The organism is Geodermatophilus sp. SYSU D00703 (genome assembly GCF_054050155.1).
On the sequence record NZ_JBJGYU010000036.1, the window covers coordinates 21,753 to 47,925 of the forward strand.

At 74.5% G+C, this 26,173-nt stretch carries 30 protein-coding genes and 1 riboswitch; of the genes, 10 read left to right on the top strand and 20 right to left on the bottom strand.

From position 1 onward, the window contains the following. Positions 1–21: 21 nt before the first annotated feature. Positions 22–468, top strand: coding sequence for a hypothetical protein (locus ACI782_RS22380; protein ID WP_456912310.1), 447 nt, complete (start codon positions 22–24; stop codon positions 466–468). 4 nt (positions 469–472) lie between these two features. Here the strand turns inward: ACI782_RS22380 and ACI782_RS22385 are convergent, their stop codons facing one another. From ACI782_RS22385 to ACI782_RS22395, 3 genes are read right to left on the bottom strand one after another with little or no spacing between them, the layout of a single operon-like run. Then, positions 473–1,018 carry a GXWXG domain-containing protein gene (locus ACI782_RS22385; RefSeq protein ID WP_456912311.1) on the bottom strand — a complete coding sequence of 182 codons (546 nt, stop codon included), beginning with the start codon at positions 1,016–1,018 and terminating at the stop codon, positions 473–475. Continuing rightward, complete coding sequence (locus ACI782_RS22390; RefSeq protein ID WP_456912312.1) at positions 1,015–1,833, bottom strand: pentapeptide repeat-containing protein; 819 nt, start codon at positions 1,831–1,833, stop codon at positions 1,015–1,017. The genes ACI782_RS22385 and ACI782_RS22390 overlap by 4 nt, the downstream gene beginning before the upstream one ends. A gap of 16 nt (positions 1,834–1,849) precedes the next feature. Next, positions 1,850–2,059 (bottom strand): DUF4177 domain-containing protein, encoded by a 210-nt coding sequence (locus ACI782_RS22395; protein WP_456912313.1) that lies wholly within the window; start codon positions 2,057–2,059, stop codon positions 1,850–1,852. 45 nt (positions 2,060–2,104) lie between these two features. Here ACI782_RS22395 and ACI782_RS22400 point away from each other — a divergent pair, with 45 nt between their 5' ends. Further along, the gene (locus tag ACI782_RS22400; RefSeq protein ID WP_456912314.1) at positions 2,105–2,488 is read left to right on the top strand and encodes a VOC family protein; all 384 of its coding nucleotides are present in this window, start codon (positions 2,105–2,107) and stop codon (positions 2,486–2,488) included. A 6-nt stretch (positions 2,489–2,494) separates the two neighbouring features. Here the strand turns inward: ACI782_RS22400 and ACI782_RS22405 are convergent, their stop codons facing one another. Further along, entirely contained in the window at positions 2,495–2,905 is a 411-nt protein-coding gene (locus tag ACI782_RS22405; protein ID WP_456912315.1) for a hypothetical protein, read from the bottom strand. 100 nt (positions 2,906–3,005) lie between these two features. On the opposite strand from ACI782_RS22405, the gene ACI782_RS22410 reads away from it, so the two are divergent. Both ACI782_RS22410 and arr read left to right on the top strand, forming a co-directional pair. Next, positions 3,006–3,449 carry a DUF2784 domain-containing protein gene (locus ACI782_RS22410; protein WP_456912316.1) on the top strand — a complete coding sequence of 148 codons (444 nt, stop codon included), beginning with the start codon at positions 3,006–3,008 and terminating at the stop codon, positions 3,447–3,449. A gap of 98 nt (positions 3,450–3,547) precedes the next feature. Next, entirely contained in the window at positions 3,548–4,027 is a 480-nt protein-coding gene (gene arr, locus ACI782_RS22415) for an NAD(+)--rifampin ADP-ribosyltransferase (protein ID WP_456912339.1), read from the top strand. 28 nt (positions 4,028–4,055) lie between these two features. Here the strand turns inward: arr and ACI782_RS22420 are convergent, their stop codons facing one another. Continuing rightward, complete coding sequence (locus ACI782_RS22420) at positions 4,056–4,775, bottom strand: VOC family protein (protein ID WP_456912317.1); 720 nt, start codon at positions 4,773–4,775, stop codon at positions 4,056–4,058. A gap of 330 nt (positions 4,776–5,105) precedes the next feature. Between ACI782_RS22420 and ACI782_RS22425 the strand changes: the two genes are divergently transcribed. After that, positions 5,106–5,297, top strand: a complete 192-nt coding sequence (locus ACI782_RS22425; protein ID WP_456912318.1) for a hypothetical protein — start codon at positions 5,106–5,108, stop codon at positions 5,295–5,297. A gap of 9 nt (positions 5,298–5,306) precedes the next feature. Here the strand turns inward: ACI782_RS22425 and ACI782_RS22430 are convergent, their stop codons facing one another. From ACI782_RS22430 to ACI782_RS22455, 6 genes are all read right to left on the bottom strand, one after another. Further along, complete coding sequence (locus ACI782_RS22430) at positions 5,307–6,035, bottom strand: DUF72 domain-containing protein (protein WP_456912319.1); 729 nt, start codon at positions 6,033–6,035, stop codon at positions 5,307–5,309. A gap of 17 nt (positions 6,036–6,052) precedes the next feature. Beyond that, positions 6,053–6,898, bottom strand: a complete 846-nt coding sequence (locus ACI782_RS22435; protein WP_456912320.1) for an SDR family NAD(P)-dependent oxidoreductase — start codon at positions 6,896–6,898, stop codon at positions 6,053–6,055. Then, entirely contained in the window at positions 6,895–8,397 is a 1,503-nt protein-coding gene (locus tag ACI782_RS22440; protein ID WP_456912321.1) for a flavin-containing monooxygenase, read from the bottom strand. The genes ACI782_RS22435 and ACI782_RS22440 overlap by 4 nt, the downstream gene beginning before the upstream one ends. A 27-nt stretch (positions 8,398–8,424) precedes the next feature. Continuing rightward, positions 8,425–9,060 carry a class I SAM-dependent methyltransferase gene (locus tag ACI782_RS22445; protein ID WP_456912322.1) on the bottom strand — a complete coding sequence of 212 codons (636 nt, stop codon included), beginning with the start codon at positions 9,058–9,060 and terminating at the stop codon, positions 8,425–8,427. After that, entirely contained in the window at positions 9,057–9,266 is a 210-nt protein-coding gene (locus tag ACI782_RS22450) for a hypothetical protein (protein WP_456912323.1), read from the bottom strand. Before ACI782_RS22450 ends, ACI782_RS22445 begins: the two co-directional genes overlap by 4 nt. A 183-nt stretch (positions 9,267–9,449) precedes the next feature. Beyond that, the gene (locus tag ACI782_RS22455) at positions 9,450–10,349 is read right to left on the bottom strand and encodes an aggregation-promoting factor C-terminal-like domain-containing protein (protein WP_456912324.1); all 900 of its coding nucleotides are present in this window, start codon (positions 10,347–10,349) and stop codon (positions 9,450–9,452) included. A 237-nt stretch (positions 10,350–10,586) separates the two neighbouring features. Beyond that, positions 10,587–10,736, bottom strand: a riboswitch (cyclic di-AMP (ydaO/yuaA leader). Positions 10,737–10,944: 208 nt separating this feature from the next. Between ACI782_RS22455 and ACI782_RS22460 the strand changes: the two genes are divergently transcribed. Both ACI782_RS22460 and ACI782_RS22465 read left to right on the top strand, forming a co-directional pair. Continuing rightward, a complete protein-coding gene (locus tag ACI782_RS22460) occupies positions 10,945–12,105 on the top strand; it encodes an LLM class flavin-dependent oxidoreductase (RefSeq protein WP_456912325.1) in 1,161 nt (386 codons plus the stop codon). Next, positions 12,102–12,725, top strand: a complete 624-nt coding sequence (locus ACI782_RS22465) for an FMN reductase (RefSeq protein WP_456912326.1) — start codon at positions 12,102–12,104, stop codon at positions 12,723–12,725. The genes ACI782_RS22460 and ACI782_RS22465 overlap by 4 nt, the downstream gene beginning before the upstream one ends. 57 nt (positions 12,726–12,782) lie before the next feature. On the opposite strand, the gene ACI782_RS22470 is transcribed toward ACI782_RS22465, so the two are convergent. Both ACI782_RS22470 and ACI782_RS22475 read right to left on the bottom strand, forming a co-directional pair. Continuing rightward, the gene (locus tag ACI782_RS22470) at positions 12,783–13,529 is read right to left on the bottom strand and encodes an AmiS/UreI family transporter (RefSeq protein WP_456912327.1); all 747 of its coding nucleotides are present in this window, start codon (positions 13,527–13,529) and stop codon (positions 12,783–12,785) included. Between the two features lie 296 nt (positions 13,530–13,825). Beyond that, positions 13,826–14,080: a hypothetical protein gene (locus ACI782_RS22475; protein ID WP_456912328.1), complete on the bottom strand. Its 255-nt coding sequence runs from the start codon at positions 14,078–14,080 to the stop codon at positions 13,826–13,828. 118 nt (positions 14,081–14,198) lie between these two features. Here ACI782_RS22475 and ACI782_RS22480 point away from each other — a divergent pair, with 118 nt between their 5' ends. Continuing rightward, complete coding sequence (locus tag ACI782_RS22480) at positions 14,199–14,366, top strand: hypothetical protein (protein WP_456912329.1); 168 nt, start codon at positions 14,199–14,201, stop codon at positions 14,364–14,366. Between the two features lie 58 nt (positions 14,367–14,424). On the opposite strand, the gene fmdA is transcribed toward ACI782_RS22480, so the two are convergent. The 7 genes from fmdA to ACI782_RS22515 all read right to left on the bottom strand — a co-directional run bounded on the left by fmdA (position 14,425) and on the right by ACI782_RS22515 (position 23,649). Next, positions 14,425–15,678, bottom strand: a complete 1,254-nt coding sequence (gene fmdA / locus ACI782_RS22485) for a formamidase (protein ID WP_456912330.1) — start codon at positions 15,676–15,678, stop codon at positions 14,425–14,427. Between the two features lie 126 nt (positions 15,679–15,804). Next, positions 15,805–16,083: an FmdB family zinc ribbon protein gene (locus ACI782_RS22490; RefSeq protein ID WP_456912331.1), complete on the bottom strand. Its 279-nt coding sequence runs from the start codon at positions 16,081–16,083 to the stop codon at positions 15,805–15,807. Between the two features lie 225 nt (positions 16,084–16,308). Next, entirely contained in the window at positions 16,309–17,883 is a 1,575-nt protein-coding gene (locus ACI782_RS22495; protein WP_456912332.1) for an FMN-binding glutamate synthase family protein, read from the bottom strand. 61 nt (positions 17,884–17,944) lie between these two features. Then, on the bottom strand, positions 17,945–19,405 hold the full coding sequence (locus ACI782_RS22500; RefSeq protein ID WP_456912333.1) for a GntP family permease: 1,461 nt from the start codon (positions 19,403–19,405) through the stop codon (positions 17,945–17,947). 13 nt (positions 19,406–19,418) lie between these two features. Continuing rightward, positions 19,419–20,978: a gluconokinase gene (locus tag ACI782_RS22505; RefSeq protein WP_456912334.1), complete on the bottom strand. Its 1,560-nt coding sequence runs from the start codon at positions 20,976–20,978 to the stop codon at positions 19,419–19,421. A gap of 72 nt (positions 20,979–21,050) precedes the next feature. Further along, entirely contained in the window at positions 21,051–22,109 is a 1,059-nt protein-coding gene (locus ACI782_RS22510) for a DivIVA domain-containing protein (protein ID WP_456912335.1), read from the bottom strand. A 208-nt stretch (positions 22,110–22,317) separates the two neighbouring features. After that, positions 22,318–23,649 (bottom strand): MFS transporter, encoded by a 1,332-nt coding sequence (locus ACI782_RS22515; protein ID WP_456912336.1) that lies wholly within the window; start codon positions 23,647–23,649, stop codon positions 22,318–22,320. A gap of 250 nt (positions 23,650–23,899) precedes the next feature. Between ACI782_RS22515 and ACI782_RS22520 the strand changes: the two genes are divergently transcribed. Both ACI782_RS22520 and ACI782_RS22525 read left to right on the top strand, forming a co-directional pair. Continuing rightward, a complete protein-coding gene (locus ACI782_RS22520; RefSeq protein ID WP_456912337.1) occupies positions 23,900–25,540 on the top strand; it encodes a flavin-containing monooxygenase in 1,641 nt (546 codons plus the stop codon). A 125-nt stretch (positions 25,541–25,665) separates the two neighbouring features. Beyond that, a complete protein-coding gene (locus ACI782_RS22525) occupies positions 25,666–26,067 on the top strand; it encodes a cupin domain-containing protein (RefSeq protein ID WP_456912338.1) in 402 nt (133 codons plus the stop codon). The last annotated feature ends 106 nt before the right edge of the window (positions 26,068–26,173 follow it).

The following is a 26,173-nucleotide window of genomic DNA, read 5'->3' on the forward strand; positions in this document are numbered from 1 at the left end:
CGCGTCCCCGACCGTTGCGGCGTGGACCCCTTCCGGAGCCTGGGCATGCCGCGCATCCCCGGCCTGTCCGAGCTGATCGCCCAGCTGCAGGCCCAGACCGAGGCGCTGGCGCAGCTCCCCAAGACGATGACCGACCTCAACACCGCCGTCCGGGAGCTGATCGCGGCGACCGCTGTCGCCACCGAGACGATCGCCTCCGCGCAGCGCACCGCCGAACGGCTGGAGACCCTCGTCGAGGAGCTCGAGGAGCCGGTCCGGTCGCTGCGCCCGGGGCTGGAGCGGGTGGGCAAGGTGCTCGACGACCCGGCGATCGACACCGTCCCCGACACCCTGCGGCGCATCTCGGAGGACCTGCTGCCGCTGGTGCACACGCTCCGCCAGGCCACCACGCGGCTCGGGTCGGTCGGGGGCGTGCTCCGCCGCCGGGGTCGCCCCGAGGAACCCGGAGAGGCCTCACCGGCGCCCTGAACCCTCAGCCGTCCCTCTCCAGGAGGAAGGCGAACACCTCGGGCAGGCCGCGCAGGTCCATGAGGCCCAGGAGCAGGTCGGGCGTGACGCTGCGGAAGGCGTCGACGACCGGCAGCCGGTCGTAGACGAGCGCGCCGGTGGCCACGCCGCGGTGCGTGACGACCCGCACCCGGGCGGCGGGCCGGTCCGTGCGCAGCAGCGGGCGGACAACGGCGAACGCGGCCCGCGCGGCGCGGCTGCGGCCCAGGCCCGGCCGGCGCAGCAGCAGCGACAGCGGGGCGAGGGCCGGGTCGACCGGCCGCGGGACGCCGCCCGGGCCGGCGAACAGCAGCGGGTGGACGGTCTCGGTGTCGACGACCTCCTTGCCGTACCAGCCGTGCGCGGCCAGCAGCCCGTCCAGCCGCGACCCGGTGGGCAGCTCGGCGCCCCGCCAGCGGCCGGCCAGGGCGGCCGGCTGCACCGGCGGCAGCCGGTCGAAGAAGGCCAGGACGTCGGCCGGCGCCGCCCCGCCGCGGTGGCGGGCCAGCCAGCGGGCGGCGTCCTCGCTCATGCCCAGTGCGCCGGGTGCCCGAGGCCCGCGGGGAGCGTCGTCGCGGCGTCCCCGCGGGCCGCGGCCACCTGCGGGCGGGTGAGGAACAGCGCGCCGGTCAGGTCCGCGCCGCGCAGGTCCGCGGCCCGGAGGTCGGCGCCGAGCAGATCGGTCCCGCGCAGGTCGGCGCTGCGGAGGTCCGCGCCGATCAGGTGGGCGCCGCGCAGGCTCGCACCGCGCAGGTCGGCCCGGCGCAGGTCGGCGCCCACGAGGTCGGCGTCGCGCCGGTCCCGCGCCCGGCGACGGCTGCCCGCCCGCGCGAGCTCGCTGACCGAGGTCAGCAGCGCTCCGGCCTCCTGGCGCAGGGCGCCGGTGTCGACGGCGGCCAGCTCCTCCGGCCCCGCCGTCGTGAGCCGCTCGGCGCGGTCGCGAGCCGCGGTCAGCTCGCGGCGCAACGGGGCCGCGGCCTCGAGGGAGAGGGCCTCGGTGAGGTACCAGAGCAGCTCGTGCAGCTGGCGCTGGACGCCGAACGCCGCGAACACCTCGTCGGCGGACGCGGAGCCGCCGCGCCAGTCGCGGCCGCCGAAGGTGACCTGCACGGTCTGCTGGCCGGCTCCGAAGCAGTCGAACACCGTGCACCCGGGGAACCCGCGCTCGCGCAGGTCGGCGTGGATCCCGCAGCGGGAGTCGGCCTGCAGGTTCGGGCACGGACGGCCGGCCGGCTTGTCGATCGCGAAGTCCGCCGAGGCGGCGAACGCGGGCGCGACGCAGCACAGGCCGGCACACCGGGCACAGTCGGCGCGCAGCTGTGCCCGCTCGTCGACGACGTCGGGCACGGGCCTCCTCCGCGGGTCAGCTGGTGGGGCGCTCCAGGGTGACCAGCACGCCCTCGACGCCGCCGGGGCCGATCCGGCCCTTGACCTCGACCGACGTGACGGCCTTGAGCTGCCACCCCTGCCGGGCGTGCTCGTTGAGCACCTTCTCCAGCTTGTCACCCGACATCTTGCCGCCCATGAGCCCCTCCCGGAGCTCGACCACCTTGTACTCGTAGCGCTGCGCCACGGGTTCCTCCTGTCGTCGGGGGCTGTCCGCCTCGATGATGCCGGGGTGGACGTGCTGAGCAGCCGGATCCTGCTGCGGCCGAGCGACCCCCGGCGCTCGCGGACCTTCTATCGCGACGTCCTCGGGCTCGCGGTGTACCGGGAGTTCGGGCCGCGGGACGACCCCGGCGTGGTGTTCTTCCTCGGCAACGGCCTGCTCGAGGTGTCCGGTCGCGGCGACGGGGCGCCGCGCGGCCTCGCCCTGTGGCTGCAGGTGCGCGACGCCGCCGCCGAGGTCGAGCGGCTGCGCGGGGCCGGCGTCCCGGTGCTGCACGAGGCGCGGACCGAGCCGTGGGGTCTGGTGGAGGCGTGGGTGGCCGATCCCGACGGCGTCCGCATCGTGCTGGTCGAGGTGCCGCCCGACCACCCGCTGCGCCGCGACCAGCGCTGACCTGCGTCAGGCCTCCCCGGCCGAGCGGTCGCCGGCCGGGCGGTCCTCGGACGGCTGGCGGCGCACGATGTCGGCCACCGACTCCTCGAGGCGGGCCCAGGTGGCGCTCCACTCCACCAGCGGGTCGAGGATCCGCTCGAAGACGGCCAGCTGCTCGTCGAAGGCCTGCAGCTGCGCCGACATCGCCTGGATCTGCTGGCGCTGGCCCCGCACCGCCTTGTCGATCGCCTTCAGCTGGGCCGCCGAGAGGGCTCCCGGCGGGGAGGGCAGCCGCGGCAGCGAGAACGGGACGGCGCCGGCGGCCAGTCCCCGGGCGCGGTCGGTGAACGCGCGCAGCTGGCTGACGAACTCCTCGACCGACCGGCTCACCCGGTTGCCCGAGCCCGGTTCGCGGCTGCCGTCCGCCTGCTCGCTCATGCGGTCCTCCTCGCGTCGTCCCGGCACCCCGGTGGCCGGCCGCCCCAGTCTCCCGCCGTGGAGGTACCTCCCGCGCTCCCACGCGTGTCAGGCTGGTGCCGTGGTCGGGGCCACCGCCGTCGCCGTCGTGCACGCGGCCGTCGTCGTCCTCGTGCTGACCGGCGGGCTGCTGGCCCTGCGGTGGCCGCGGTTGCCGCTCCTGCACGCGCCGGTGGCGGCCGCCGTCGTCGCGGTGTACCTGGCCGGGGCGCCGTGCCCGCTGACCGAGTGGGAGCTGGCCCTGCGGGCCGGCGCCGGCCTGCCGCCCTACACCGGCGGGTTCCTGGGCCACTACGTGTTCGCGCCCCTGGGCCTGGACGTCGGCAGCCCGGCGGTGCAGACCCTGCTGCCCGTGGTGGTGCTGCTGCCCAACCTGGTGGGCTACGGGCTGCTCGCCGTCCGGGCGCTGCACCGCCGGCGGAACGCCGGTCCGGACGTGGACGAGCTCGACGCCGGCCCGCCGGTGCGGCAGGACCGTCCCGGCACGCACACGGTCGCGTCGTGATCGAGATCGGCGCGCGTCGCCGCGACCAGCCGGCGCCGCCGTCCGTGCTGCCCGAGTCGTCGACCCGACCCGGCCGGGATCCCGCCCGGCCGGCCGTGATGGCGGAGGAGGCGGCGACGGGCGAGAACAGCACCACCCACGTCCCCGTGACCCACGAACGCTGCGGGCACATCGGAGGACCCTTCTACCACGGGACGAAGTCCGCGCTCGAGGTCGGCGACGAGCTTGTCCCCGGCTACGGCTCCAACTTCCAGGAGGGTCGGGTGTCCAACCACATCTACTTCACCACGCTCGTGGACACGGCCACCTGGGGAGCGGAGCTGGCGGCCGCGCTGGCCGGGAGCGGAGAGCGGGGACGCATCTACGTCGTGGAGCCCCTGGGCCCCTTCGAGGACGACCCGAACGTGACCGACAAGAGGTTCCCCGGCAACCCCACGCAGTCCTACCGCACGCGCCATCCGCTGCGCGTCGTCGGCGAGGTGGACAGCTGGCAGGGTCACGACCCGGAGGTCCTCAAGGAGATGCTGGACCACCTGGCGCTGCTTCGGGAACAGGGACTGGACGTCATCGAGGACTAGTCGGAGGGCGCGCCCGGATCCGGCCGGGTCACTGCGGGGGCAACACGCAGAACTCGTTGCCGTCGGGGTCGGCCATGACCACCCGGCCCGAGTCGTCCTGGCCGACGTGGATCCGGGTCGCCCCGAGGGAGACGAGACGGTCGACCTCCGCATGCACCTCGCCGTGGGCAGGCGAGGTCAGGTCGAAGTGCAGCCGGTTCTTCCCCGTCTTCGGCGCGACGGGCGGACCGCCCCACGTGATCTTCGGGCCGCCGTGCGGCGAGCGGATCGCGGTCTCCTGGTCCTGGTCCCACACCAGCGGCCAGCCCAGCGCTTCGCTCCAGAAGTACCCGACCTCCTGCGAGCCGTCGCACGCGAGCGCTCCGACGAACCCGCAGTCGGCGAGGAAGCGGTTGCCCGGTTCGATGACGCAGAACTCGTTGCCCTCGGGGTCGGCGAGGACCACGTGCCCCTCCTCCGGGCGTTGACCGACGTCGATGTGCCGGGCGCCGAGGTCGAGCGACCGCGCCACCGTCTGCTGCTGGTCCTCGAGGGAGGTGCTGGTCAGGTCGAGGTGCATCCGGTTCTGGCCGGCCTTCGGCTCCCGGGTGGGGAGGAACCGGATCCGGAAGCCGGTGTCGTCGCTCGGCGAGATCGCGATGCCGTCGGGGTCGTCGGCCTCCTCCCAGCCCAGGACGCCGGCCCAGAAGTGCACCAGGCGGGACGGGTCGGTCGCATCGAGGGACAGTGCCCAGAGCTGAGGAGGCATCCCGCTCTCGCGTCTCCGATCTGCTGACGGGGGTCCGCGGACAGGCACGTCGTCCTGCCCTCGAGGCGGGAGACGCTAGGGCGCGCGCAGACGCCGCTGCAACGGGACCGGGCTCGATGCCGGCCCTCGGGGAGACGCCGCGGCGTCCGGCGCAGGCCGGGGGGCGTCCTGTCCCGCCCGGTCCGCGCCGCACACGCACTCGCCCTCGTGAGCGGTCTCGGAAGCGTCACCACACGCACCGGGCACTGGCAACCACGCCGCGGGAGAGTCACCCTGGAGACGTACGGACCCGACGACCCCGGGAGCCCGCCGCAGCGTCAGGAGGCAGTCATGGTCGTGGTCAACGAGAGCCCGCACGAGGCGGTCGTCGTCGACCTCCGCCAGGCCTGCGTCGACCTGGCCGAGGCCCGCGCCGTGGAGCGGAGGGCTCCCACCCCCGAGTCGGCAGCCCGCATCGACCGCTGCCGGGCCCGGATCGACGAGCTCCTCGACCTGTGGAACGAGGTCGCCGACGACCGGTGAACCGCCCGGTCAACCACCGACCAGGGCGCGCAGCGTCTCGGCGTTCCGGACGGCGTGGCCGTACCCGTCGTTGTTGAAGTAGGTGTAGACGTCCCGGCCGGAGGCGGTCCACTCCCCCACCCGGTCGGCCCACCAGCGCAGGTCGGCGTCGGGATAGGAGCCGGCGTAGAGGTGGTCGGCGTCCGGCCCGTGCATCCGGAGGTACACGAACGGCGCGGTCGCCCGCAGCACGCACGGCAGGCCGGCGCCGCTCATCACGACGTAGGCCGCCCCGTGCCGCTCCAGCAGCGCGAACACGCCCTCGTCGTGCCAGCTCGGGTGGCGGAGCTCCACGGCGACGCGCATCCACTCCGGGAGCAGGGAGAGGAAGAAGTCCAGCCGCGAGTCGTCGCGCTCCTGGGTCGGGGCCAGCTGCACGAGCAGGACCGCCCGCTTGTCGCCGAGCTCGTGCCAGCACGCGGTCATCCGGTCGATCCAGGTCTCCGGCGCGTACAGGCGCTTGGCGTGGGTCAGCCCGCGCGGCGCCTTCACCGACAGCTGGAAGCCCGGGGGGAGCCGCCGCCGCCAGCCCGCGAAGGTCGCCGTCCGGGGCCAGCGGTAGAAGCTGGCGTTGAGCTCGACGGTGCCGAAGCGGCGCACGTAGTGGGCCAGCCGGTCGCGCGGCGGGGTGCCCGGCGGGTAGAGGACGCCGTCCCAGTGGTCGTAGCTCCAGCCCGAGGTCCCGATGTGCACCGCCACGTGCACCTCCTACCCGGTCAGCGGCCGCGTCCTGCCAGGGCGGTGAGCCGGGCGAGGACCCGGCCCGCCGACCCGGGGGCGAGCCGGACGAGCACGTCGGGGACGACGGCGCTCCAGCCGACCAGCTGCCGGGGCCGGCGCCGCTCCACCGCGGTCAGGACCACCTCCGCGGCCCGCGCCGGGTCCATCGTCAGCAGCCGGGCGAACTCGCGCTTCCCCCGCTCCCCCTCCGCGGCCGGGACGCCGGAACCGACGCGGGCGTTCTCCGCGATGCGGGTGCGGATGCCGCCGGGGTGCACGCACGTGACGCCGACCCCGTCGTCGGCCAGCTCGTGGCGCAGCGCCTCGGTGAACCCGCGGACGGCGAACTTGCTGGTCGCGTACGCCGCCTGGCCGGCCGGCGCCATCAGCCCGAACAGGCTGGACACGTTGACCAGGTGGGACCCGGGGTGCGCCTGCAGCGTGGGCAGCAGCGCCCACGTCAGCGTCACGACGGCCCGCAGGTTGACCGCCAGGACCCAGTCGAACTCCTCGGCCGTCACCTGGTCGAACCGCCCGCCGAGGGCCACACCGGCGTTGTTGACCAGCAGCGTGACCTCGGGGTGCGCGGTGGCGACGGCGTCGGCGACCCGGCGCGTGTCGTCGGCGTCGGAGAGGTCGGCGACGTACGTGGTGACGGCGAGCACGGGGTGCGCCGCGCGGATCCCCGCCGCGACCGCCTCGAGCCCGTCGGCGTCCCGGTCCAGCAGGACCAGCGAGCTGCCGCGCGCGGCCAGCCCGGAGGCCAGTGCCGCGCCGATGCCCCCGGCGGCGCCGGTGACGACCGCCGTCCCGCCGGCGAAGCGGTACGGGCCCAGGCTCACGCGGCGACCTCCGCGGCGTCGCGGGCCGGCTGCCGCGGGGCGAAGCGCACCCCCTCGTCCTCCAGCGGTCCGCGCCGCATGAGCAGGACGTCGCGGACGTAGTTCTGGTACAGCCGCCACGGCGCCCGCGAGCCCTGCTTGGGCAGGGCGGTGAGGCTGCGCTGCACGTAGCCGGAGCTCAGCCCGATGAACGGCTCGGTGCCTCCGCCGGGCGGGGCCACCGGCGTGCAGGTCGCGTACCCGGCGGCGGCCATGTGGCGCAGCAGCCGGCACACGTAGCGGGCGACGAGGTCGGCCTTCAGCGTCCAGGAGGCGTTGGTGTAGCCGATGGTCATCGAGAAGTTGGGGACGCCGGAGACCATCATCCCCTTGTAGGAGACGCGCTCGGACAGCTCGACCAGCTCGCCGTCGACCGTGAGGGTCATCCCGCCGATGGGCAGCAGCACCAGCCCGGTCGCCGTGACGACGACGTCGGCGGTCAGTTCCTCGCCGGACTCCAGCGCGATCCCGGTCTCGGTGAAGGTGGCGATCCGGTCGGTGACGATCGACGCCCGGCCCTCGCGGACGGCGCGGAACAGGTCGCCGTCGGGCACCAGGCACAGCCGCTGGTCCCAGGGGTCGTAGGGCGGGCCGAAGTGCGTGTCGACGTCGAACCCGGGCGGCAGCTGCCTGCCGGCCAGCCGCTGGATGAACCGCCGCATCGCGGCCGGGCGCCGGCGGCTGAACTGGTAGGACGCCATCGAGACCAGCACGTTCTTCCACCGCACCACCGGGTAGACCGCGCGCGCCGGCAGCCGGCGGCGCAGCGCGTCGGCCAGCGGGTCGCGGCCGGGCAGCGAGAGCACGTAACTGGGGGTGCGCTGCAGCATCGTCACGTGCGCGGCGGTCGCGGCCAGGCTCGGCACGAGGGTGACCGCGGTCGCCCCGCTGCCGATGACGACGACCCGCTCGCCGGCCCAGTCCAGGTCCTCCGGCCAGTGCTGGGGGTGGACGATCGGCCCGCGGAACCGTTCCTCGCCGGGGAACCGCGGGCGGTGTCCCCGGTCGTAGCGGTAGTAGCCGGAGCAGACCGACAACCACCCGCAGGTCAGCCGCACCGTCTCGCCGGTGTCGCTGCGCTCGGCGGTGACCGTCCAGCGCGCCTCGGCGGTCGACCACTCGGCGGAGACGACCCGGTGCCCGAACCGGATGTGCCGGTCGACCCCGTGCTCCCGGGCGGTCTGCTGCACGTAGCTGCGGATCGACGCGCCGTCGGCGATGGCCCGCGCCTGCGTCCACGGCCGGAACGAGTAGCCGAGGGTGAACATGTCCGAGTCCGACCGGACCCCCGGGTAGCGGAACAGGTCCCACGTCCCGCCGATGGCGTCCCGCGCCTCCAGGACGGCGTAGCTGCGGTCGGGGCACTCGCGCTGCAAGTGGCACGCGGCGCCGATGCCGGACAGCCCGGCCCCCACGATGAGGACGTCGACGTGCTCGGCGGCGGAGAGTTCGGCAACCACGCGGCGCACCCTATCGACGGCGCCGGGTCACGGCAGGCGCCAGACCGTCGTCCGGCGCAGGCCGGGACCCTCGGTCTCCGGGATCTCGTACACCGCCTCGGCGACCAGCCGGTCGTGCGGCAGGTAGGGCCGGCCCGGGTCGCCCACGTACACCTCGACCCCGCGGGCCCGGGTGCGGTCCAGGAAGGGCAGCACCCGCTCGGTCATCTCCCGGTCGTAGCAGACGTCCCCGGCGAGGACCACGTCGACGCCGGGGAGGTCGCGGCCGAGCACGTCGCCGGTCACGCTGACCCCGGGGACGCCGTTGAGCCCGGCGTTGACGCCGATCGCCGTCCGGCTGAACGGGTCGACGTCGCTGGCCAGCACCGAGCGGGCGCCGGCCAGCCGGGCGGCGATGGCGACCAGCCCGCTGCCCGAGCCCAGGTCGAGCACCGCGCGGCCGGCGACCACCGCGGGCCGGTCGAGCACGAAGCGGGCCAGCGCCTGCCCGCCCGGCCACGCCGCGGCCCAGAACGGGGGCGTCTCGCCGGCGCCGCCGTCGGTCTCCATCGCCTCCCAGAGGGCCACGACGTCGTCGGCCACGTGCAGCCGGACCTCCGGGACGGACGACGGCCGCCGGACCTGGGTGTGGGCGCGGACGAACCGGGACGGGACGAGTCTCACCCCGGGAACTCCAGCACCTGCGCTCCCTGCGGCGGGCGCGGCTCCCGGCGGGGCAGGGAGTCGCGGCACCAGCGCTCGCAGTCGGCCAGCAGGTTGCCGGTCGAGATCGGCCGGTCGAGGGCGGCAGCCCGGTCGCGGGGCGCCCGCTCGGGCAGCCGGGTGGCGGCTCCGGACTCGGGAGCCTGCTGGACGGCGCGCCGGACCACGCTGCATCTCCCTGGTGTCGACGGTCGGCGATCACCACCGACCTGCGTCTCGGTTCCCACCGTCCCGTCGCCGACGGGACAGACCCCATCAGTGTCCACCAACGCCGAGAGCCGCACCCCTCCTCTCGGGAGGCGTGCGGCTCTCGGCGCGCGTCGCACGTTCTGCGCGCGCGAGGTGTCGGCTCAGTACCAGCCGGTCGACTGGGAGTGCGACCACGCGCCGCACGGCGTGCCGTAGCGCTTCTCGATGTAGATCAGGCCGGCGTCGATCTGGCGGTAGCCGTCCGAGGTCTTGGCGATGCCCGTGCCGGCCCAGGTCGAGTCGAGGAACTGCGGGATGCCGTAGGCGGTGCTGGAGGGGTTCTGCGCGTCGGGGTTCCAGCCGCTCTCCTTGCCCCACAGCTTCTCCAGGCAGGAGAACTGCTCGGCGCTGCCGACCTTGCTCATCGCGTAGTCCTTGAACGACCCGCTCCGCGCCGGCGCGGCGGCCGCGGCGGGCGCGGCAGCCGCGGCCTGCTGCTCGGCGGCGGCGCGCTCGGCGGCCTCGCGGGCGGCCTGCTCGGCGGCGGCGCGCTCGGCGGCCTCGCGGGCGGCCTGCTCGGCCGCGGCACGCTCGGCGGCCTGGCGGTCGAGCTCGGCCTGATCGGCCGCGGCCTGGGCCTGGGCGGCGCTGGCCTGCGCGGCCTCGCGCTCACTGCGCGAGGCGGTGAGGCCCTCGAGCGCCGCGAGGTCGGGGGACGCCGGGGCGGCCGACGAGCCGGCGAGGCCCAGCTGCTCGGCGACGCTGGTGGGCGCGCCCACCGTCGCGGTGTCGGCCTCGGCGGCCGGCTGACCGGTGGTCAGCACGTTGACCACGATGGCGCCGGCGGCGGCGGTCGCCAGCAGGAAGGCCGGACGGCGCCCCTTGGCCGGCAGCCGCAGGCGGCGGCGGGCGGGGGCGTCGGCGGCGGGGGCGTCGGCGGCGGCGAGCTCGGTGGTCGAGAGCTCGGCGGTGGCCGGCTCGGCGGCGGTGAGCTCGAGGGTGGCGGGCTCGGTGTGGGCGGCGTCGGCCGGGCGCGGGGTGTGCGGCGTGCGGGAGGTCATCGGGGTGTGGTGCTCCAGGGCGTGGGGGCGCGCGCGGGCAGTCCTCGGCGGGGCGAGGACAGCCCGGTGCTGTGGTCGGTGTGCGGATGGGTACCGGGCGCGGTCAGCGAGGGACGCGCGGACGCCGGCGGTCGCGGGCTGGCGGGGTCAGCGGGCCAGGGAGGAGGCGCGGGGCGCGCGTGGCCGGGTGACCCTGCGGGCCGCGAGGGCCCGTGGGTGAGGCAAGCGGGTGCTCTCCGTTCCTTCCGTGGCCGCCTACCGAGTTAGCTGACGGGTTCGGGCGGGAAGGTGCCCTACCTGTCCTCCGAGCGAGGCTCGGCGGACAGGACTCACCCCAGTACTGCGGTGGGTCCCCGGCTCGCGCCCGCGGCTGTGCGGGCACGACTCGGCGGCGTCCGGCCAGGCTCCCCGGATGGGGCGCTCCACCGACCGGACGACAGCCACCGTATGGGCCGTTACCGTCCCGTGACAATCCCGCGAGTCACATCCGCCACGTGAGTTACCTCGCGCACTGGTGCGGGCGTCGGCGGAATACCCAGGCTGTGAGACCGTTGCACGCAGCAGTAGTTGCGCTCTCAACCACCTGGAGCACGAGATGCAGTTCGGGATCTTCACGGTCAGCGACATCACGACCGACCCCACGACCGGGCGCACGCCCACCGAGGGAGAGCGGATCAAGGCGGTCCTCGCCATCGCGCAGAAGGCCGAGGAGGTCGGGCTCGACGTCTTCGCGCTCGGCGAGCACCACAACCCGCCGTTCTTCTCGTCCTCCCCCACCACCACGCTGGCCGCCATCGCGGCGCGGACGAGCACGCTGCAGCTGTCGACGGCGACCACGCTGATCACCACCAACGACCCGGTGAAGATCGCCGAGGACTACGCGATGCTGCAGCACCTGGCCGACGGCAGGGTCGACCTGATGCTGGGCCGCGGCAACACCGGCCCGGTCTACCCGTGGTTCGGCCAGGACATCCGCAACGGCATCCCGCTGGCGGTCGAGAACTACGCGCTGCTGCGCCGCCTCTGGGACGAGGACGTCGTCAACTGGTCCGGCCAGTTCCGCACCCCGCTGCAGGGCTTCACCTCCACCCCGCGGCCGCTGGACGGCGTCCCGCCGTTCGTCTGGCACGGCTCGATCCGCTCCCCGCAGATCGCCGAGCAGGCCGCCTACTACGGCGACGGCTTCTTCTCCAACCACATCTTCTGGCCCAAGGAGCACACCCAGCGGATGGTCGAGTTCTACCGCCGCCGCTTCGAGCACCACGGCCACGGCGCGGCCGACCAGGCGATCGTCGGCCTCGGCGGCCAGGTCTTCATGCGCGAGAACAGCCAGGACGCCGTGAACGAGTTCCGGCCCTACTTCGACAACGCGCCGGTCTACGGCCACGGCCCGTCGCTGGAGGACTTCTCCCGCGAGACGCCGTTGACCGTCGGCAGCCCGCAGCAGGTCATCGAGCGCACCCTCGGCTTCCGCGACTACGTCGGCGACTACCAGCGGCAGCTGTTCCTCGTCGACCACGCCGGCCTGCCGCTGAAGACCGTGCTCGAGCAGCTGGACATCCTCGGCGAGGAGGTCGTGCCGGTGCTCCGCCGCGAGTTCGCCGCACTCAAGCCGGCGCACGTGCCCGACGCCCCCACCCATGCCTCCCTCGTCGCCGCCCGGGGCGGTGCGGTGGACAGCACCGTGCACGTCGCCGGTGACGACGTCACCGGCCGCACCGCCGAGGAGGTCTCCGCCGAGGTGACCGTCCGATGACCACCCGCACCCTGGCCGTCGTCAGCGCGGGGCTGTCGACGCCGTCGTCCACCCGGCTGCTCGCCGACCGGCTCACCGCGGCCACCGTCGCCGCCCTGCGCGAGCGGGGCGACGAGGCGACCGTGGAGGTCGTCGAGCTGCGGGAGCACGCCCGCGACCTGGCTGACCACCTGGTCACCGGCTTCCCGAACGGCGCGCTGCGCGCGTCGATCGAGACCGTGACCGGCGCGGACGGGGTGATCGCGGTGACCCCCGTGTTCTCCGCCTCCTACAGCGGCCTGTTCAAGACGTTCTTCGACGTGCTGGACAAGGACTCGCTCACCGGGACGCCGGTGCTGCTCGGCGCCACCGCGGGCACCGCGCGGCACTCGCTGGTGATCGAGCACGCCATGCGCCCGCTGTTCGCGTACCTGCGGGCGATCGCCGTCCCCACCGGGGTGTTCGCCGCCTCCGAGGACTGGGCCGGCGCCGGCGGCGTCGACCAGGCGCTGGCCGCGCGGATCGACCGCGCTGCCGGTGAGCTCGCCGACCTGGTCGCCGGCCGGCCGACCGCGGCCCGCCGTCCGGCCGACCCGTTCGAGGACGTGCCGTCCTTCGAGGAGCTGCTCCGCGGCAACTGACCCGTCGCGCGTCGGGCCCCCTCCGCAGCAGCGGAGGGGGCCCGACGGGTTCCCCGGTCAGGCGGTCGGACCGCCCGTCCGTCCGGACGGACCCGGCGTCGTGGTGCCGGCCCCGCCGCGCTCGGTGGAGTGACGGGCCACCGGCACGCCCTCCGGCGCCTCGGAGGCGCCCTGCGGGACCGGTGCCGACGGCGGCACGGCCGGCTCGGGGCGGGCCCGCAGCGGCGGGTAGGACACGACCAGGCTGAGGATCAACACGATCGCCAGGATGACCGCCCACGTGCCGCTGTACTGCGCCCAGGAGCCGGTGAGCAGCAGGAACGCCGGCAGGGCCGTGGTCACCGTGCCGGCGACGACCGCGATCGCGCCGGTGTAGCGGGTGAGCTCCTCCCGCTTGAGCCCGAGGACGAGGAAGAACAGGAACCACAGCGCGGCCCAGTAGAGCCAGATGACGCCGAACCCGGGGTCGCGCGGCACGGCGTAGAAGAAGTTCAGGCCGGAGTAGACCACCGCGCACACGGCCACGAACGCCGAGAACCAGCCCAGCCCGGTGCCGTCGAGGTTGCCCAGCAGGTTGATCCCCACGTAGAGGTAGGTGAACCCGAACAGGTAGATCCCCGAGGCGCCCAGGATCACCGCCGGGTCCCCGCCGGAGCTGACGATCAGCCACGTGGGCGTGAACACCTGCAGCGCGCCCACGAACAGGTTGAGCGGCGCCGCCGACCGCGCATCCACCTTCCCCAGCAGCATCAGGCCGTTGACGACCAGGACGGCTCCGACGTACAGCAGTCCGACAGCTCCCATGTGCACTCATCTCCTCGGTCCCGCAAGGGTGCGGATGTCCCCGTGACGGATGGCGGCGGCGCGAGGCGCCGGCCGCGGGCGGCGCAACGGCCGCTCCACGCAGCGGTCAGGAGAGCGTGGCGCGCGGGCGGGGGGCGCCGGCGCGCCCCGGGACGGCGACCGGGGCCAGGGCGCCCCGCGTCGTCGGGTGCAGGTCCGGAGTCATCTCGACCTCCTGCCGATCGGGCCGCCGAAGCCGGCCTCGGCGCTTCTTCCGGCCGATCGCCGGACAACGATGGCGCTGGTCCCCTGCCGCGTCAACGGGCCGGGCGATCCCCCGCCGCGTCGTCGGGACCGGTCCCGTCCTCGTCGTCCTGCAGGGCCTCGTCGAGGAGCGCGGCGAGCCCGTCGAGGGAGCGGTGCGGGCCGTTGCGGCGGACGACGACCGGCCCGGGCACACCGTCCTCGTCGTCGTCCAGCGCCTCGGTGAGCCGGTGAGCCGCCCGCAGCGCCGCCTTGCCGAAGCGGTCGGTGGCCTCGTGCCGCTCGTGCGGCGGCGGCGCGTCGGTCACGGTCCCTCCTCGTCACGGTCGGTGCCGTCCGCTCCCGGTTGGGAGACGGCGCGCTGGGGTACCGCCTTCGCCGGCCTCGAACACCGGCGGCCACAGAGGAACACGTGAGGGAGTGTCCGTGGAGCACCGGGTCGAGGTCGTCTGGACGTGCCCACCGTGCGAGGTGGGCGGCCAGGACGTGCAGGAGGGCGGCGATGCCGACCCGACCTGCTGGAACTGCGGTGGACCGGTCGTCGTGACCGCCCGGCCCACCGTCCGGCGGCTCCCCGAGCGGGACGCCGCCTGAGGGGCGGTGTCCCGCTCGGGGCGGGGTCAGCCGGTGGCCACCGGACCCCCGCGACCGCTCACGAGGTCACGGCGCACTGCCCGCGGTCGGCGCGCACCGGCCCGGACGCCGACGGCTTGATGTCGAAGTCGAAGATCGCCGTCGGCAGGTACAGCGAGCAGCAGGCGTTCGGGATGTCGACGATGCCGCTGACCCGGCCCTCGATCGGCGCCGAGCCGAGCAGCAGGTACGCCTGCTCCCCCGAGTACCCGAACTTCTCCAGGTACCGGACCGCGTTCAGGCACGCCCGCTTGTAGGCCAGCGTGGCGTCCAGGTACTTGTTCGTGTTGTTCTCGTGGTCGACCGAGACCCCGATGAACGTCAGGAACTCCGAGTAGCGGGGCTCGACGTTGCCCGGCATGAACACCGGGTTGGTGGTCACGCCGTAGGTCTCCATGCCGCCCTTGATCAGGTCGATGTGGAAGTCGATGAAGCCGCCCATCTCGATGGCGCCACAGAACGTGATCTCGCCGTCGCCCTGGCTGAAGTGCAGGTCGCCGCCGGAGAGCTTCGCGTCCTTGACGTGCACCGGGTAGAAGACCCGTGAGCCGCGGGAGAAGTTCTTGATGTCGTGGTTGCCGCCGTTCTCACGGGCCGGCACGGTGCGCGCGCCCTCGCGGGCGATGCGGCCGAGCTCGTCTCCCGCGGCCGTCCCACCGAGGGTCTGGTCCTCCAGCGGGAGCAGAGCCAGGGCGGGCACCCGGTCGGGGTCGGTGTCGGCCAGCGCCTTCTCCCGCTCGTTCCACCGGGCCAGCAGCTCGGCCGACGGTGCGGTGCCGAACAGCCCGGGGTGGGTCAGGCCGGTGTAGCGCACCCCCGGTATGTGCCGGGAGGTCGCGACCTGGCCCTGGAAGTCCCAGATCGCCTTGTAGGCGTCGGGGAAGTAGTCGGTCAGGAAGCCGCCGCCGTTGACCTTGGCGAAGATGCCGGTGTAGCCCCAGCCCTGACCGGGGGCGTCCCCGAACTCCTGCGGCGCCTGCACCGGGCCGAGGTCGAGGATGTCGACGACGAGCAGGTCGCCGGGCTCGGCTCCCTCGACGCCGATCGGGCCGCTGAGCATGTGCGCCCGGTTGAGGTCGACGTCGCGGACGTCGTTGGCGGAGTCGTTGTTGCCGATCTGGCCGTCGGTCCACTCCCGGCACTCGACCCGGATGCTCTGCCCGGGTCGCACCATCGTGGCGACGGGGACGTCCGGGTGCCAGCGGTTGTGACCCGGCACGGCCTGGTCCCGCATGGACTTGGCCTGGTCGACGGTGAAGACGACGTCTGGCATGTCCCCCACTCTCCGATCTGCGTTGACGGGAGGAGCAGGCCCGCGGGGTGCGGGCCGTTCGTGGCGGCTCGAGAGCCGGCGGGGAAGGACGGCGACCCCGGCCCGCGGGGTCGCCGCGCAGGCTGGTCAGGGACGGGGCAGTGCGCTCCACCGGGGATCCCGCGGTGCAGGACGGCGCGCGGCGGGCGGCACCGCCGTCGTCACGGCGGGCTCGTCGCGGCTGGTCTCCTCACGCAGCCGCGCGGCGGCCACGGGGGCGGGGGTGCGGGCCAGCAGGGGCGCGGTGTAGACCCGCCGGCCGGCTGCCCCGCAGGCGGGACAGAGGCTGGTGCTCTCCGCCGTGCCGATGGGACGTCGGACCTCCCAGGGACCGCACGCCGTGCACCGGTAGAGGTAGGCCGCCATCTAGGCCTCCGGACGTCGAGACCGCTCGGGTTCGGGCGAAGCTAGTGGCGCCGACCTCCGGACGGAGAAGCTCCTGACCCCTGCACGCGGACGGATCGGTCCCCCTCGCGCGTCGCTACAGCCGGCCGAGCGCAGGTGACCCCGGGTCAGCCGGCGGTGCCCCCGGTCGGCTCCGCGCGCCGGTCCGCTCCTCGCTCGTTCCTCGCTGCGCTGCTCCCGTCGCTGTCAGCCGACGGCGTCCGCGGACTGCGGCGCGGAGTCGCCCTGCGGCGCGCTGCCGGTCATCAACCGCACGATCTCCGCCTGGTCGGCCGGTGAGGGCAGGCCCCAGCCGGGCCGGTAACCGTAGACCTCGCCCAACGGCGTCGAGCTGGTCCGCCCGTCGAGGATCTCCACCGCGTCGACCGGGATCAGCCCTGGGTGCTCGACGCCGCAGGCCTCGGCCACCTTGAACAGGTCCCGCCGCAGCGTCTCGACGTAGCTGGCCGCGCGCACCGACTTCACCGTCGGGTCCAGGCCGTGGGCCAGCCAGGGGTTCTGCGTCGCGACCCCCGTCGGGCAGGTGTCGGTGTGGCACTTCTGGGCCTGGATGCAGCCGATCGCCAGCATCGCCTCGCGACCCACGTTCACCATGTCGCAGCCCAGGGCGAACGCCACGATCGCGTTGTCGGGCAGGCCGAGCTTGCCGGCGCCGACGAAGGTGACCTGCTCCTGCAGCCCTCGGCGGGCGAAGGTCGAGTACACCCGGGCGAAGCCGAGCTGGAAGGGCAGTGAGACCGAGTCGGTGAAGATCAGCGGCGCCGCCCCGGTGCCGCCCTCGCCGCCGTCCACGGTGACGAAGTCGACCCCGCGGCCGGTGCGGTCCATGAGGTCGGTGAGCTCGTCCCAGAAGGTCATGTCGCCGACCGCGGACTTGATGCCCACCGGCAGGCCGGTCTCGGCGGCCAGCAGCTCCACCCAGTCGAGCAGGCTGTCGGTGTCGGAGAACTCCGCGTGCCGGGACGGGCTCACGCAGTCCACGCCGACCGGCACGCCCCGCGTCTCGGCGATCTCCGGCGACACCTTCGCGGCGGGCAGCACCCCGCCCAGGCCCGGCTTCGCGCCCTGGCTGAGCTTGATCTCCAGCGCCCGGACCGGAGCGCCGGCGACGAGGTCCTTGAGCCGCTGCAGGTCGAAGCGGCCCTGCTCGTCGCGGCAGCCGAAGTAGGCGGTGCCGATCTGGAAGACCAGCTCACCGCCGTGCCGGTGGTGCGATGACAGCCCGCCCTCGCCGGTGTTCTGCAGGCACCCGGCCAGCGCCGCGCCGCGGTTGAGCGCCTCGACGGCCGCACCCGAGAGCGAGCCGAAGCTCATCGCCGAGATGTTGACGACCGACGCCGGCCGGAACGCCGCCGCGCGGCCGCGCGGGCCGCCGAGCACCTTCGCCGCCGGGAGCTGCACGTCGTGCGCCGAGGCGGGGTGCGACGGCGGGACCGCGCGGCCGAACGTCCGGTGGTTGATGACCGGGTAGCCCGCGGTGTACTCGAGGTCGTTGTCGGTGCCGAACCCGAAGTAGTTGTTCGCCTTCTTCGCCGAGGCGTAGACCCACCGCCGCTGGTCGCGGGTGAACGGCCGCTCCTCGTTGTTGCCGGCGACGAGGTACTGCCGCAGCTCGGGGCCGATCGACTCCAGCAGGTACCGGGCGTGCCCGATCACGGGGAAGTTGCGCAGCAGGGTGTGCTCCCGCTGGAGCAGGTCGCGGGCGGCGACCGCGGCCAGCGCGGAGAGACCGGTGACGGCGGCACGCGACGCGCGCTTCATGCGCTCACCCTGGCACGGGTGGGCTGCTCACGCCGGGTGGACGGCCGCCGGACCCGCGATGTCAGAGGAAGAGGCTGAGCACCAGCGCGAAGACGAACCCGATCGTGCCCAGCAGCGTCTCCATCACCGTCCAGGTCTTCAGCGTCGTCTTCTCGTCCATCTGGAAGAAGCGGCTGACCAGCCAGAAGCCGGAGTCGTTGACGTGCGAGAGCACGGTCGCGCCCCCGGCGATGGCGATGACGATGAGCGCGAGGTCGACGGAGGACAGCCCGGGAGTCGCCTCCACGACCGGCGCCAACAGCCCGGCCGCCGTGGTGAGCGCGACGGTCGCCGAGCCCTGGGCCACGCGCAGCAGCACGGAGATGACGAACGCCGCCACGATGACCGGCAGCCCGATGTCCGCGAGGACGTCGGCCAGCGCCTCGCCGATGCCGCTGGCCCGCAGCACGCCACCGAACATGCCGCCCGCGCCGGTGATGAGGATGATCGCGCAGACGGGACCGAGGGCGCTGTTGACGATCGACTCCACCTGCGCGCCGCTCTCCCCGCGCCGCACGCCGAGCACGACGATCGCGACGAGCACCGTGATGAGCAGTGCCACCGGCGTGGCCCCGAGCAGCTGACCGGCCCGGACGACGAACGACCCCTCGTCCAGCGCGCCCGCGGTGGCCAGCGTGGTCAGTCCGGTGTTCAGGAAGATCAGCACGAGCGGCAGCAGCAGGATGCCGACCACCGTGCCGAAGCGGGGCGGCGCGGGACGGGTCGCGGTCTCGGTGCGCCGTCCACCGACCGGATCGGCGACGGCCGGGGAGGTGCCCTCGACCGACGGGTCGGGCTCGTCGTCCAGCGGCTTCTCGTCCTCGAGGAGGTGCGGCACCGCGACGTCGTACCGGCGGCCGGCCCACAGCCCGAACAGGTACCCGCCGAGGTACCACGTGGGCAGCCCGACGAGCAGGCCGAACACGAGCACCAGGCCGATGTCGGCGCCGATCAGCTCGGCCGCCGCCACCGGCCCGGGGTGCGGGGGCACGAAGGCGTGCATGACGGCGAACGCGCCTGCGACCGGCAGACCGTAGGTGAGCAGCGAGCCACCCAGGCGCCGGGCCACGGTGAAGACGATCGGCAGGAACACCACCAGGCCGGCGTCGAAGAAGATCGGGAAGCCGAACAGCAGTGCGGCGATGCCCAGAGCGAACGGCGCCCGCTGCTCGCCGAACCGGCCGATGAGGCTGTCGGCGAGCACCTGCGCCCCGCCACTGTGCTCCAGCAGCCGGCCGAGCATCGCGCCGAGGCCGACCAGCAGCGCCACGCTGGCCAGCGTCGTCCCGAAGCCCGCGGTCAGCGTCGTGACGACGTCCTCGAGCGGGATCCGGGTGGCCAGCGCGGTGAGCAGGCTGACGAGCACCAGCGCGAGGAAGGCGTGCAGCTTGAGCTTCATGATCAGGAACAGCAGGACGGCGACCGCGGCCGCGGCGATCGCGAGCAGCGGGCCGGCGCCCAGCGCCGGTTCGACCTCGGGCACGGTTCCTCCAGTGTCAGTCGGGGCCGTCGTCCAACGCGTCGAGCGTGGTGAGGACGTCGGTGAGCGCCTGGGTGGAGCGGTCGACGAGCGGTCGCAGCCGGCGGTAGACGGCGACCTCCTCGGGGTCGGGCTCCACCGGGTCGTTCACGGCGACCAGTGCGGTGGCCGCGTCGAGGTCGGGCAGCGCACCGAGGGCGTGCAGACCGAGCAGGCAGGCGCCCAGCCCGGTGCCCTCGGGTGAGTCGGCGACCCGCACCGGCAGGTCCAGGGCGGCGGCCAGCGTGCGGACCCACAGCGAGGAGGCGACCGCGCCGCCGGTGGCCCGCACCTCGCACACCGGCAGGCCGGTGGCGGCGAACGCGTCGCGGACCAGCGCCAGTTGCTGGCAGACGCCCTCGACCGCGGCCCGCACCAGGTGCGGACGGCGGTGCTCCCGGCGCAGCCCGATGTACGCACCGCGCAGCCCCGAGCGCCACCAGGGGGCCCGCTCGCCGAGCAGGTAGGGCAGGCACAGCAGGCCGGAGCTGCCCGGCGACACCTGCTCGGCCTCGTCGAGCAGCCGCGCGTCGAGGTCGTCGGCGTCCTCCCCGTGCGGCTCGGGACCCGGACCGGGCGGCGAGGTGGGCGGGCCGGCGGCCAGCGCGGAGGCCGCCCACCGGACCACCGAGCCGCCGTTGTTCACCGCTCCGCCGACCACCCACTGGTCGTCGGTGAGCGCGTAGCAGAACAGCCGCCGGCCGGCGTCCACGGTGGGCGCCGGGACGACGACCCGCATCGCGCCGCTGGTGCCGAGGGAGACCGCGGCGATCTCCGGCCGGACCGCGCCGATGCCGAGGTTGGCCAGGACGCCGTCGGCGGCGCCGATCACCACCGGCAGCCCCTCGGGCAGCCCGGTCGCCGTGGCCACGTCGGCGCGCAGGCCGGTCAGCACCTCCGTCGTGGGGAGGACCTCGCCGAGCTGGTCGGGCCGCACCCCGGCGATCGCCAGCGCCTCGTCGTCCCAGCGGCTGCCGTGGATGTCGTAGAGCCCGGTCGCCGACGCGCACGACCGGTCGAGCACCTGCCGTCCGCCGACGAGCGCGGCCACGACGAGCTCCTTGACCCCGCCCCACCGCGGCGTCCCGCTGACCAGGTGCGGGTCCTGCGCCCGCTCCCACGACAGCTTCACCAGCGGGGACATCGCGTGCACCGGGGTGCCGGTGCGGGCGTGCAGGTCGGCGGCCCGCCCGTCGGCGACCAGCGCCGAGGCCCACTCGGCCGCGCGGCCGTCGGCCCAGGTGACCACCGGCCCCCGCGGCCGGCCGTCGTCGTCCATGGGGACCAGGCCGTGCATGGCGGCGCTCAGGCTGATGCCGACGACGCGGTCGCCGCGGTCCCGCGCGCGGGCGGCCACCGCGGCGAGCGCCTCCACGGCGGCGGCCTGCAGCCGGGCGGCGTCGAGCTCGGCCCGGCCGGGGGCGGGCACCAGCAGCGGATAGCCGACGCTGGCGAGGTCACGCACCCGGCCGTCGGTCCCGGCGGTCACCGCCTTCGTCGCCGTCGTCCCGGAGTCGAGCCCGACGACGACGTCCACGACACCCCTCTCGAGTGGCCCAGCTCCCTGGGGGGATCGTGCTCGGGTCGGCGGCGAGCCGCCACCGGGGGCTCAGGAGGCGAGCTGCTCCTCCTGCGCGGACTCGTCCTGCGCGGACTCCCCCTGCGTGCCCTGCTCCGCCCGCTCGGCCTCGTCCTCCGCGGCCAGCACGCCGGAGAGCGTGCCGAGAGCGTCGCCGATCTGGCCGGTGAGCCGGCGCAGCGCGGCCCGCGCCTCGGTGCGCCGCCGCACGAGGTCGTCGAACCGCGCCTGGGCCGCCTCGACGCGGGACGTGCAGGTCTCGGCCAGCTCGGCCAGGGTCTGCTCCACCTGTGCGGAGATCCGGGCCGCGGCCTCGGCGGCCTCCCGGGCCCGCTCGGCCGCGGCCTGTTCCGTGAGCCGCCGTGCCTCGGCCTCGGCCTCGGCCCGCACGCGGGCGGCGGTCGCCCTGGCCCGGCGCAGCTCCTCCGCCGCCTGCTCGCCGGCGGCCTGCTTGGTCGCCGCCGCCTCCTCCGCGGCCCGCCGCCGCTCCTCGGCCGCCGCGGCCGCCGCCTCCTCCCGCATCCGGACCGCCTCGGCCCCCGCGAGTTCCCACTCGGAGGCGGCGTCCTCACGAACCCGCTGGGCCTCCTCCTGGATCCGGTCGGCCTCGGCCACCGCCGCGTCCTTGACCTCGCGCGCACGCCGCAGGAGGAGGTCGGCCTCGCTGCGCGCCTGCCCGCGGATCCGGTCGGCCTCGACCTGCCCGGCCTCGGTCAGCTGGGCTGCCTCGTCGGCGGCCAGGCGGAGGATCTCGCCGACGCGCTCGGAGGTGCGCACCATCTCCCGGCCCTCGGGCGAGCAGGCGAGCAGGCGCTGGGAGAGCTCCAGCTCCGCCGAGCAGGCGCCGTAGCGGGCGAGCAGGTCCTCGTTCTCCCGGCGGGTGGTCCCCAGCTCGGACTCGGCCCAGGCGACGTAGTTGTCCACCTGCAACCGGTCGTACCCGCGCAGCGCCGTCCGGAAGAGGGGACGCGGCCCGAACAGGGCCTCGAGGTCCCCGGCGAGGTTGGGCCGACGGGACGTCCCGTCGGACGGCGGGGGTTCCGGCTGTCCGCTGCCGTCGGCGACGCCGGCCTCACCGTGTTGGAACATCCGGGCCTCCCTCTCCCCCGACCCACGACCCGTGCCCCCGTCTCGTCCGGCCCGGCATCGGGACAGCTCGACGACTGCTCGGTGCTGCGCACAGTGCCAGAACCGCGCGGTTCGCCAGGACGACACCCGCGTCGCGACACGCGGGTCGGGATGACATCGGCGTAGTCCCACCACCCGTGCCGGGTCGGCTACGGGTGGTGAGCCGGGGTCAGCGGTAGGCCGAGCTCCCGCGCAGCCGCGCCCCGACGGCGACGTGCAGCGGCGCCAGGACCACGCCGTCGCCCGCCAGCCGCTGCCGGAGCTGCCGTCGGTGCCGCAGCACCCCGACGAAGCCGATCGCCCAGAACACGTACTGGACGGAGAAGGCCGCCCGGAACGCGTCGAGGGAGTAGTCGGTGGAGGCGCCCGGCGTGAGCAGGTCGAGCACCGCGCCGACGGCCAGGATGGTCAGCAGGGACGCCAGGAACCCGCCGACGTTGACCACGCCGCTGGCGCTGCCCTGCCGCTCGGCGGGGTTCCAGGTGCGCGCGAAGTCGAACCCGATCATCGAGCCGGGACCGTTGGTGCCGAGCACGACGACCAGCAGCACCAGCAGGGGCAGCGGCGCCCGGCCCGGCCACAGCAGGACGACGGTCCAGGTGGCGGCGGTGAGCACGAGGATCCCGAAGACCAGCGTGGAGCGGCGCAGCGGCCAACGACCGCACAGCCGGCCGAGCAGGGGGCCGACCAGGATGCCGACGACCACCAGCAGGGTCAGCAGTCCCGCCGCCGTCTCGGGGCTGCGGCCCTCCCCGACGACGAGGAACGGGTACCCCCACAGCAGGGCGAAGACGGTGCCGGAGAACTGGGTGACCAGGTGGGTGTACAAGCCGATGCGGGTGCCCGGCTCCCGCCAGGTGAGCGCCAGGCTGCGGCGGACCTCCGCCAGCCCGGCCGGGGGGTTGAGCACCGTGCCGGGCGGCGCGTCACGCAGCGCGACGACGACGAGGGCGGCGACCAGGACGCCGACGGCGGCGGCGCCCAGGAACGTCGACTGCCACGACGTCGAGTGCAGCAGCGCGACCAGCGGGTAGGCGGCGACGATCTGCCCGAACTGGCCGAGCATGCCGGTGAGCTGGGTAATCAGCGGCACCGTCCGGCCGGGGAACCAGAAGTGGATCACCCGCAGCACGCTGACGAAGGTCATCGCGTCGCCGGCGCCGACGAGGACCCGCGCGGCGACGGCGGTGGGGACATCCCCGGCCACGGCGAGCAGCGCCTGTCCGGCGGCCATGGTGAGCGCCCCGGCCAGGACCAGGCGGCGGGAGCCGAACCGGTCCAGGGCCACGCCGACCGGCACCTGCATGCCGGCGTAGACGACGAGTTGGAGGACGAGGAACAGCGAGATCGCCGAGGCCCCCGCCGAGAACCGCTCCTGCGCCTCCACCCCGGCGACGCCCAGGGAGGCGCGGTGGAAGACGGCCACCGCGTACGCGGCGAGCGCCACCAGCCACACGGTGTAGGCACGGGCCGTCGGTCGGGCGGCGGTCGGCGTCGTCACCCCAGGGACGACGCCGTCGTCCCTCGAGAGCTTCCGGCTCCGGCCGTGAGATCCCTCACCGCCGGGGTCCGCCGGGCCGCCGCGGGCACGTCGCACCCCCTCCGGGCGGCCTTGACCACGTCAGAGCCCCGCTCCTAGCTTGTGTGACCCAGGACACAGGGGCGGTGCCGCGATCGCCCCTCCCCCGCTCCCGCGACACCGGGCAGCCGGGTCGCGGGCTGTCCCCGGCCTCGACGAGGAGGACCCGTCCATGACCCAGTCCGCGCCTGCCCAGCAGGAGACCTCTGGAACCGGTCAGGTCGACGTGGTGGTGATCGGTGCCGGGTTCTCCGGCATGTACATGCTCCACCGGCTGCGGCAGCTGGGCTGTTCGGTCCAGGTCATCGAGATGGCCGACGGGGTCGGTGGCACCTGGCACTGGAACCGCTACCCCGGGGCGCGCTGCGACGTCCGGAGCATGGAGTACTCCTACTCCTTCGACGCGCAGCTGGAGCAGGAGTGGCAGTGGACGGAGAAGTACCCGACCCAGCCGGAGATCCTCCGCTACGCCAACCACGTCGCCGACCGCTACGACCTGCGCCGCGACATCCGCTTCGAGACCCGCGTGGAGTCCACCGTCTGGGACGACGACGCCGAGCGCTGGATCGTCCGGACCGACCGCGGGGACGTGCTCTCGGCGCAGTTCGTCGTGCACGCCTCGGGCTGCCTGTCCATCTACAAGAAGCCGGAGATCCCCGGACTGGAGACCTTCCGCGGGCCCTGGTTCCACACCGCCCGGTGGCCGCGGGAGGGGGTCGACTTCACCGGGCAGCGGGTCGGGGTCATCGGCACGGGCTCCTCGGCGATCCAGAGCATCCCGCTGATCGCCCGGCAGGCCGCCGACCTGACCGTCTTCCAGCGGACGCCGAACTTCGCCGTCCCCGCGCACAACCACGCCTTCCCGCCGGGCTACCAGGAGCAGATGAAGGCGCACTACCCGGAGTTCCGCCAGGACGCGCGGACCTCGATGCTCGGCATCCCGCACCCACCGGCCGAGAAGGCCGCGCTCGAGGACGACGCCGAGAGCCGCCGGCGCCGGTACGAGAAGGCCTGGCACGACCGGGACAACACGCTGGTCGACCTGATGGCCGCCTACACCGACATGCTGGTCAGCCAGGAGGCCAACGACACCGCGGCCGAGTTCGTCCGCGAGCGGATCCGGGAGATCGTCCACGACCCCGAGGTCGCCGAGACGCTGTGCCCCAAGGACTACCCGATCGGCACCAAGCGAATCTGCGTGCACACCGACTACTACGAGACCTACAACCGCGAGAACGTCCACCTCGTCGACCTGCGCAAGACCCCGCTGATGGAGATCACCCCGGCCGGCGTGCGCACCACGGACGAGGAGTTCGCGTTCGACGCCCTGGTGCTGGCCACCGGGTTCGACGCCCAGACCGGCGCGCTGACCGCGATGGACATCCGCGGCCGCGGCGGGCAGCGGCTCACCGACCACTGGTCGGCCGGGCCGCGCACCTACCTGGGGATCGCGATGGCCGGCTTCCCCAACGCGTTCGTCATCACCGGGCCGCAGAGCCCCTCGGTGCTGTCGAACATGATGGTCTCGATCGAGCAGCACGTGGAGTGGGTCTCCGACGCCATCCGGCATGTGCGCGACCACGGCCTGCGGACGATCGAGCCCACTCCCGAGGCCGAGCAGGCCTGGGTCGACCACAACGAGGAGGTCGGCAACGCCACCCTCTTCCCGACCGCCAACTCCTGGTACATGGGCTCGAACGTCGAGGGCAAGCCGCGGGTGTTCATGCCCTACATCGGCGGCGTCGGGCCCTACCGGCAGCGGTGCGACGAGGTGGCCGCCAACGACTACGAGGGGTTCGTCCTGGCCGGGTGAGCGTGATCGACTCCTCGCCGACCGAGGAGTAGCCGCGCACGTCGGCGGGCAGGAGCAGCGCAGCCGCCGGGGTCGCACCCCGGGCGCAGCTGCCCCCTGTCCGCCGACGAGAGGAGCGCCCTCGAATGGCGTCCGTCATCCACTACGAGATCGCGACCGAGGCCGAGAAGTACGCCGACTTCCGCCGGGTCCTGTGGACCGGCAAGAACACCCAGCTGGTCATCATGACCATCCCGCCGGGCGGCGAGATCGGCGAGGAGGTGCACGAGGACATCGACCAGATCCTCACCTTCGTCAGCGGCACCGGCGAGGCGCGGATCTCGGGCAGCAAGAAGAAGGTCGCGCAGGGTGACCTGGTGGTGGTCCCGGCCGGCACGAAGCACAACTTCGTCAACACCGGGCCCAACCCGCTGGTCCTCTACACGGTCTACGGCCCGCCGGAGCACGCCGACGGCGCGGTGCACAAGACCAAGGAGGAGGCCGACGCGGCCGAGGAGTCGGGGCAGGACGAGCCGCCGACCGAGTGAGGCGCCGGGGTGGGGGGGGGGGGGGGGGGGGGGGCGGCCCGCCCCCCGGGCGTGGGGGGGGGTGTCGCGGGGGGTGCGGGGGGCCGCCGGCCGCGCGGGGGGGGGC

Coding starts and splice junctions, on each gene's coding strand:
- ACI782_RS22385 (WP_456912311.1), bottom strand. CDS start 1,018: ATGAGCGAGGACGCCGCCCGCTGGCTGGCCCGCCACCGCGGCGGGGCG.
- ACI782_RS22405 (WP_456912315.1), bottom strand. CDS start 2,905: ATGAGCGAGCAGGCGGACGGCAGCCGCGAACCGGGCTCGGGCAACCGG.
- arr (WP_456912339.1), top strand. CDS start 3,548: ATGGCGGAGGAGGCGGCGACGGGCGAGAACAGCACCACCCACGTCCCC.
- ACI782_RS22420 (WP_456912317.1), bottom strand. CDS start 4,775: ATGCCTCCTCAGCTCTGGGCACTGTCCCTCGATGCGACCGACCCGTCC.
- ACI782_RS22425 (WP_456912318.1), top strand. CDS start 5,106: ATGGTCGTGGTCAACGAGAGCCCGCACGAGGCGGTCGTCGTCGACCTC.
- ACI782_RS22455 (WP_456912324.1), bottom strand. CDS start 10,349: ATGACCTCCCGCACGCCGCACACCCCGCGCCCGGCCGACGCCGCCCAC.
- ACI782_RS22460 (WP_456912325.1), top strand. CDS start 10,945: ATGCAGTTCGGGATCTTCACGGTCAGCGACATCACGACCGACCCCACG.
- ACI782_RS22465 (WP_456912326.1), top strand. CDS start 12,102: ATGACCACCCGCACCCTGGCCGTCGTCAGCGCGGGGCTGTCGACGCCG.
- ACI782_RS22470 (WP_456912327.1), bottom strand. CDS start 13,529: ATGGGAGCTGTCGGACTGCTGTACGTCGGAGCCGTCCTGGTCGTCAAC.
- fmdA (WP_456912330.1), bottom strand. CDS start 15,678: ATGCCAGACGTCGTCTTCACCGTCGACCAGGCCAAGTCCATGCGGGAC.
- ACI782_RS22490 (WP_456912331.1), bottom strand. CDS start 16,083: ATGGCGGCCTACCTCTACCGGTGCACGGCGTGCGGTCCCTGGGAGGTC.
- ACI782_RS22495 (WP_456912332.1), bottom strand. CDS start 17,883: ATGAAGCGCGCGTCGCGTGCCGCCGTCACCGGTCTCTCCGCGCTGGCC.
- ACI782_RS22510 (WP_456912335.1), bottom strand. CDS start 22,109: ATGTTCCAACACGGTGAGGCCGGCGTCGCCGACGGCAGCGGACAGCCG.
- ACI782_RS22520 (WP_456912337.1), top strand. CDS start 23,900: ATGACCCAGTCCGCGCCTGCCCAGCAGGAGACCTCTGGAACCGGTCAG.
- ACI782_RS22525 (WP_456912338.1), top strand. CDS start 25,666: ATGGCGTCCGTCATCCACTACGAGATCGCGACCGAGGCCGAGAAGTAC.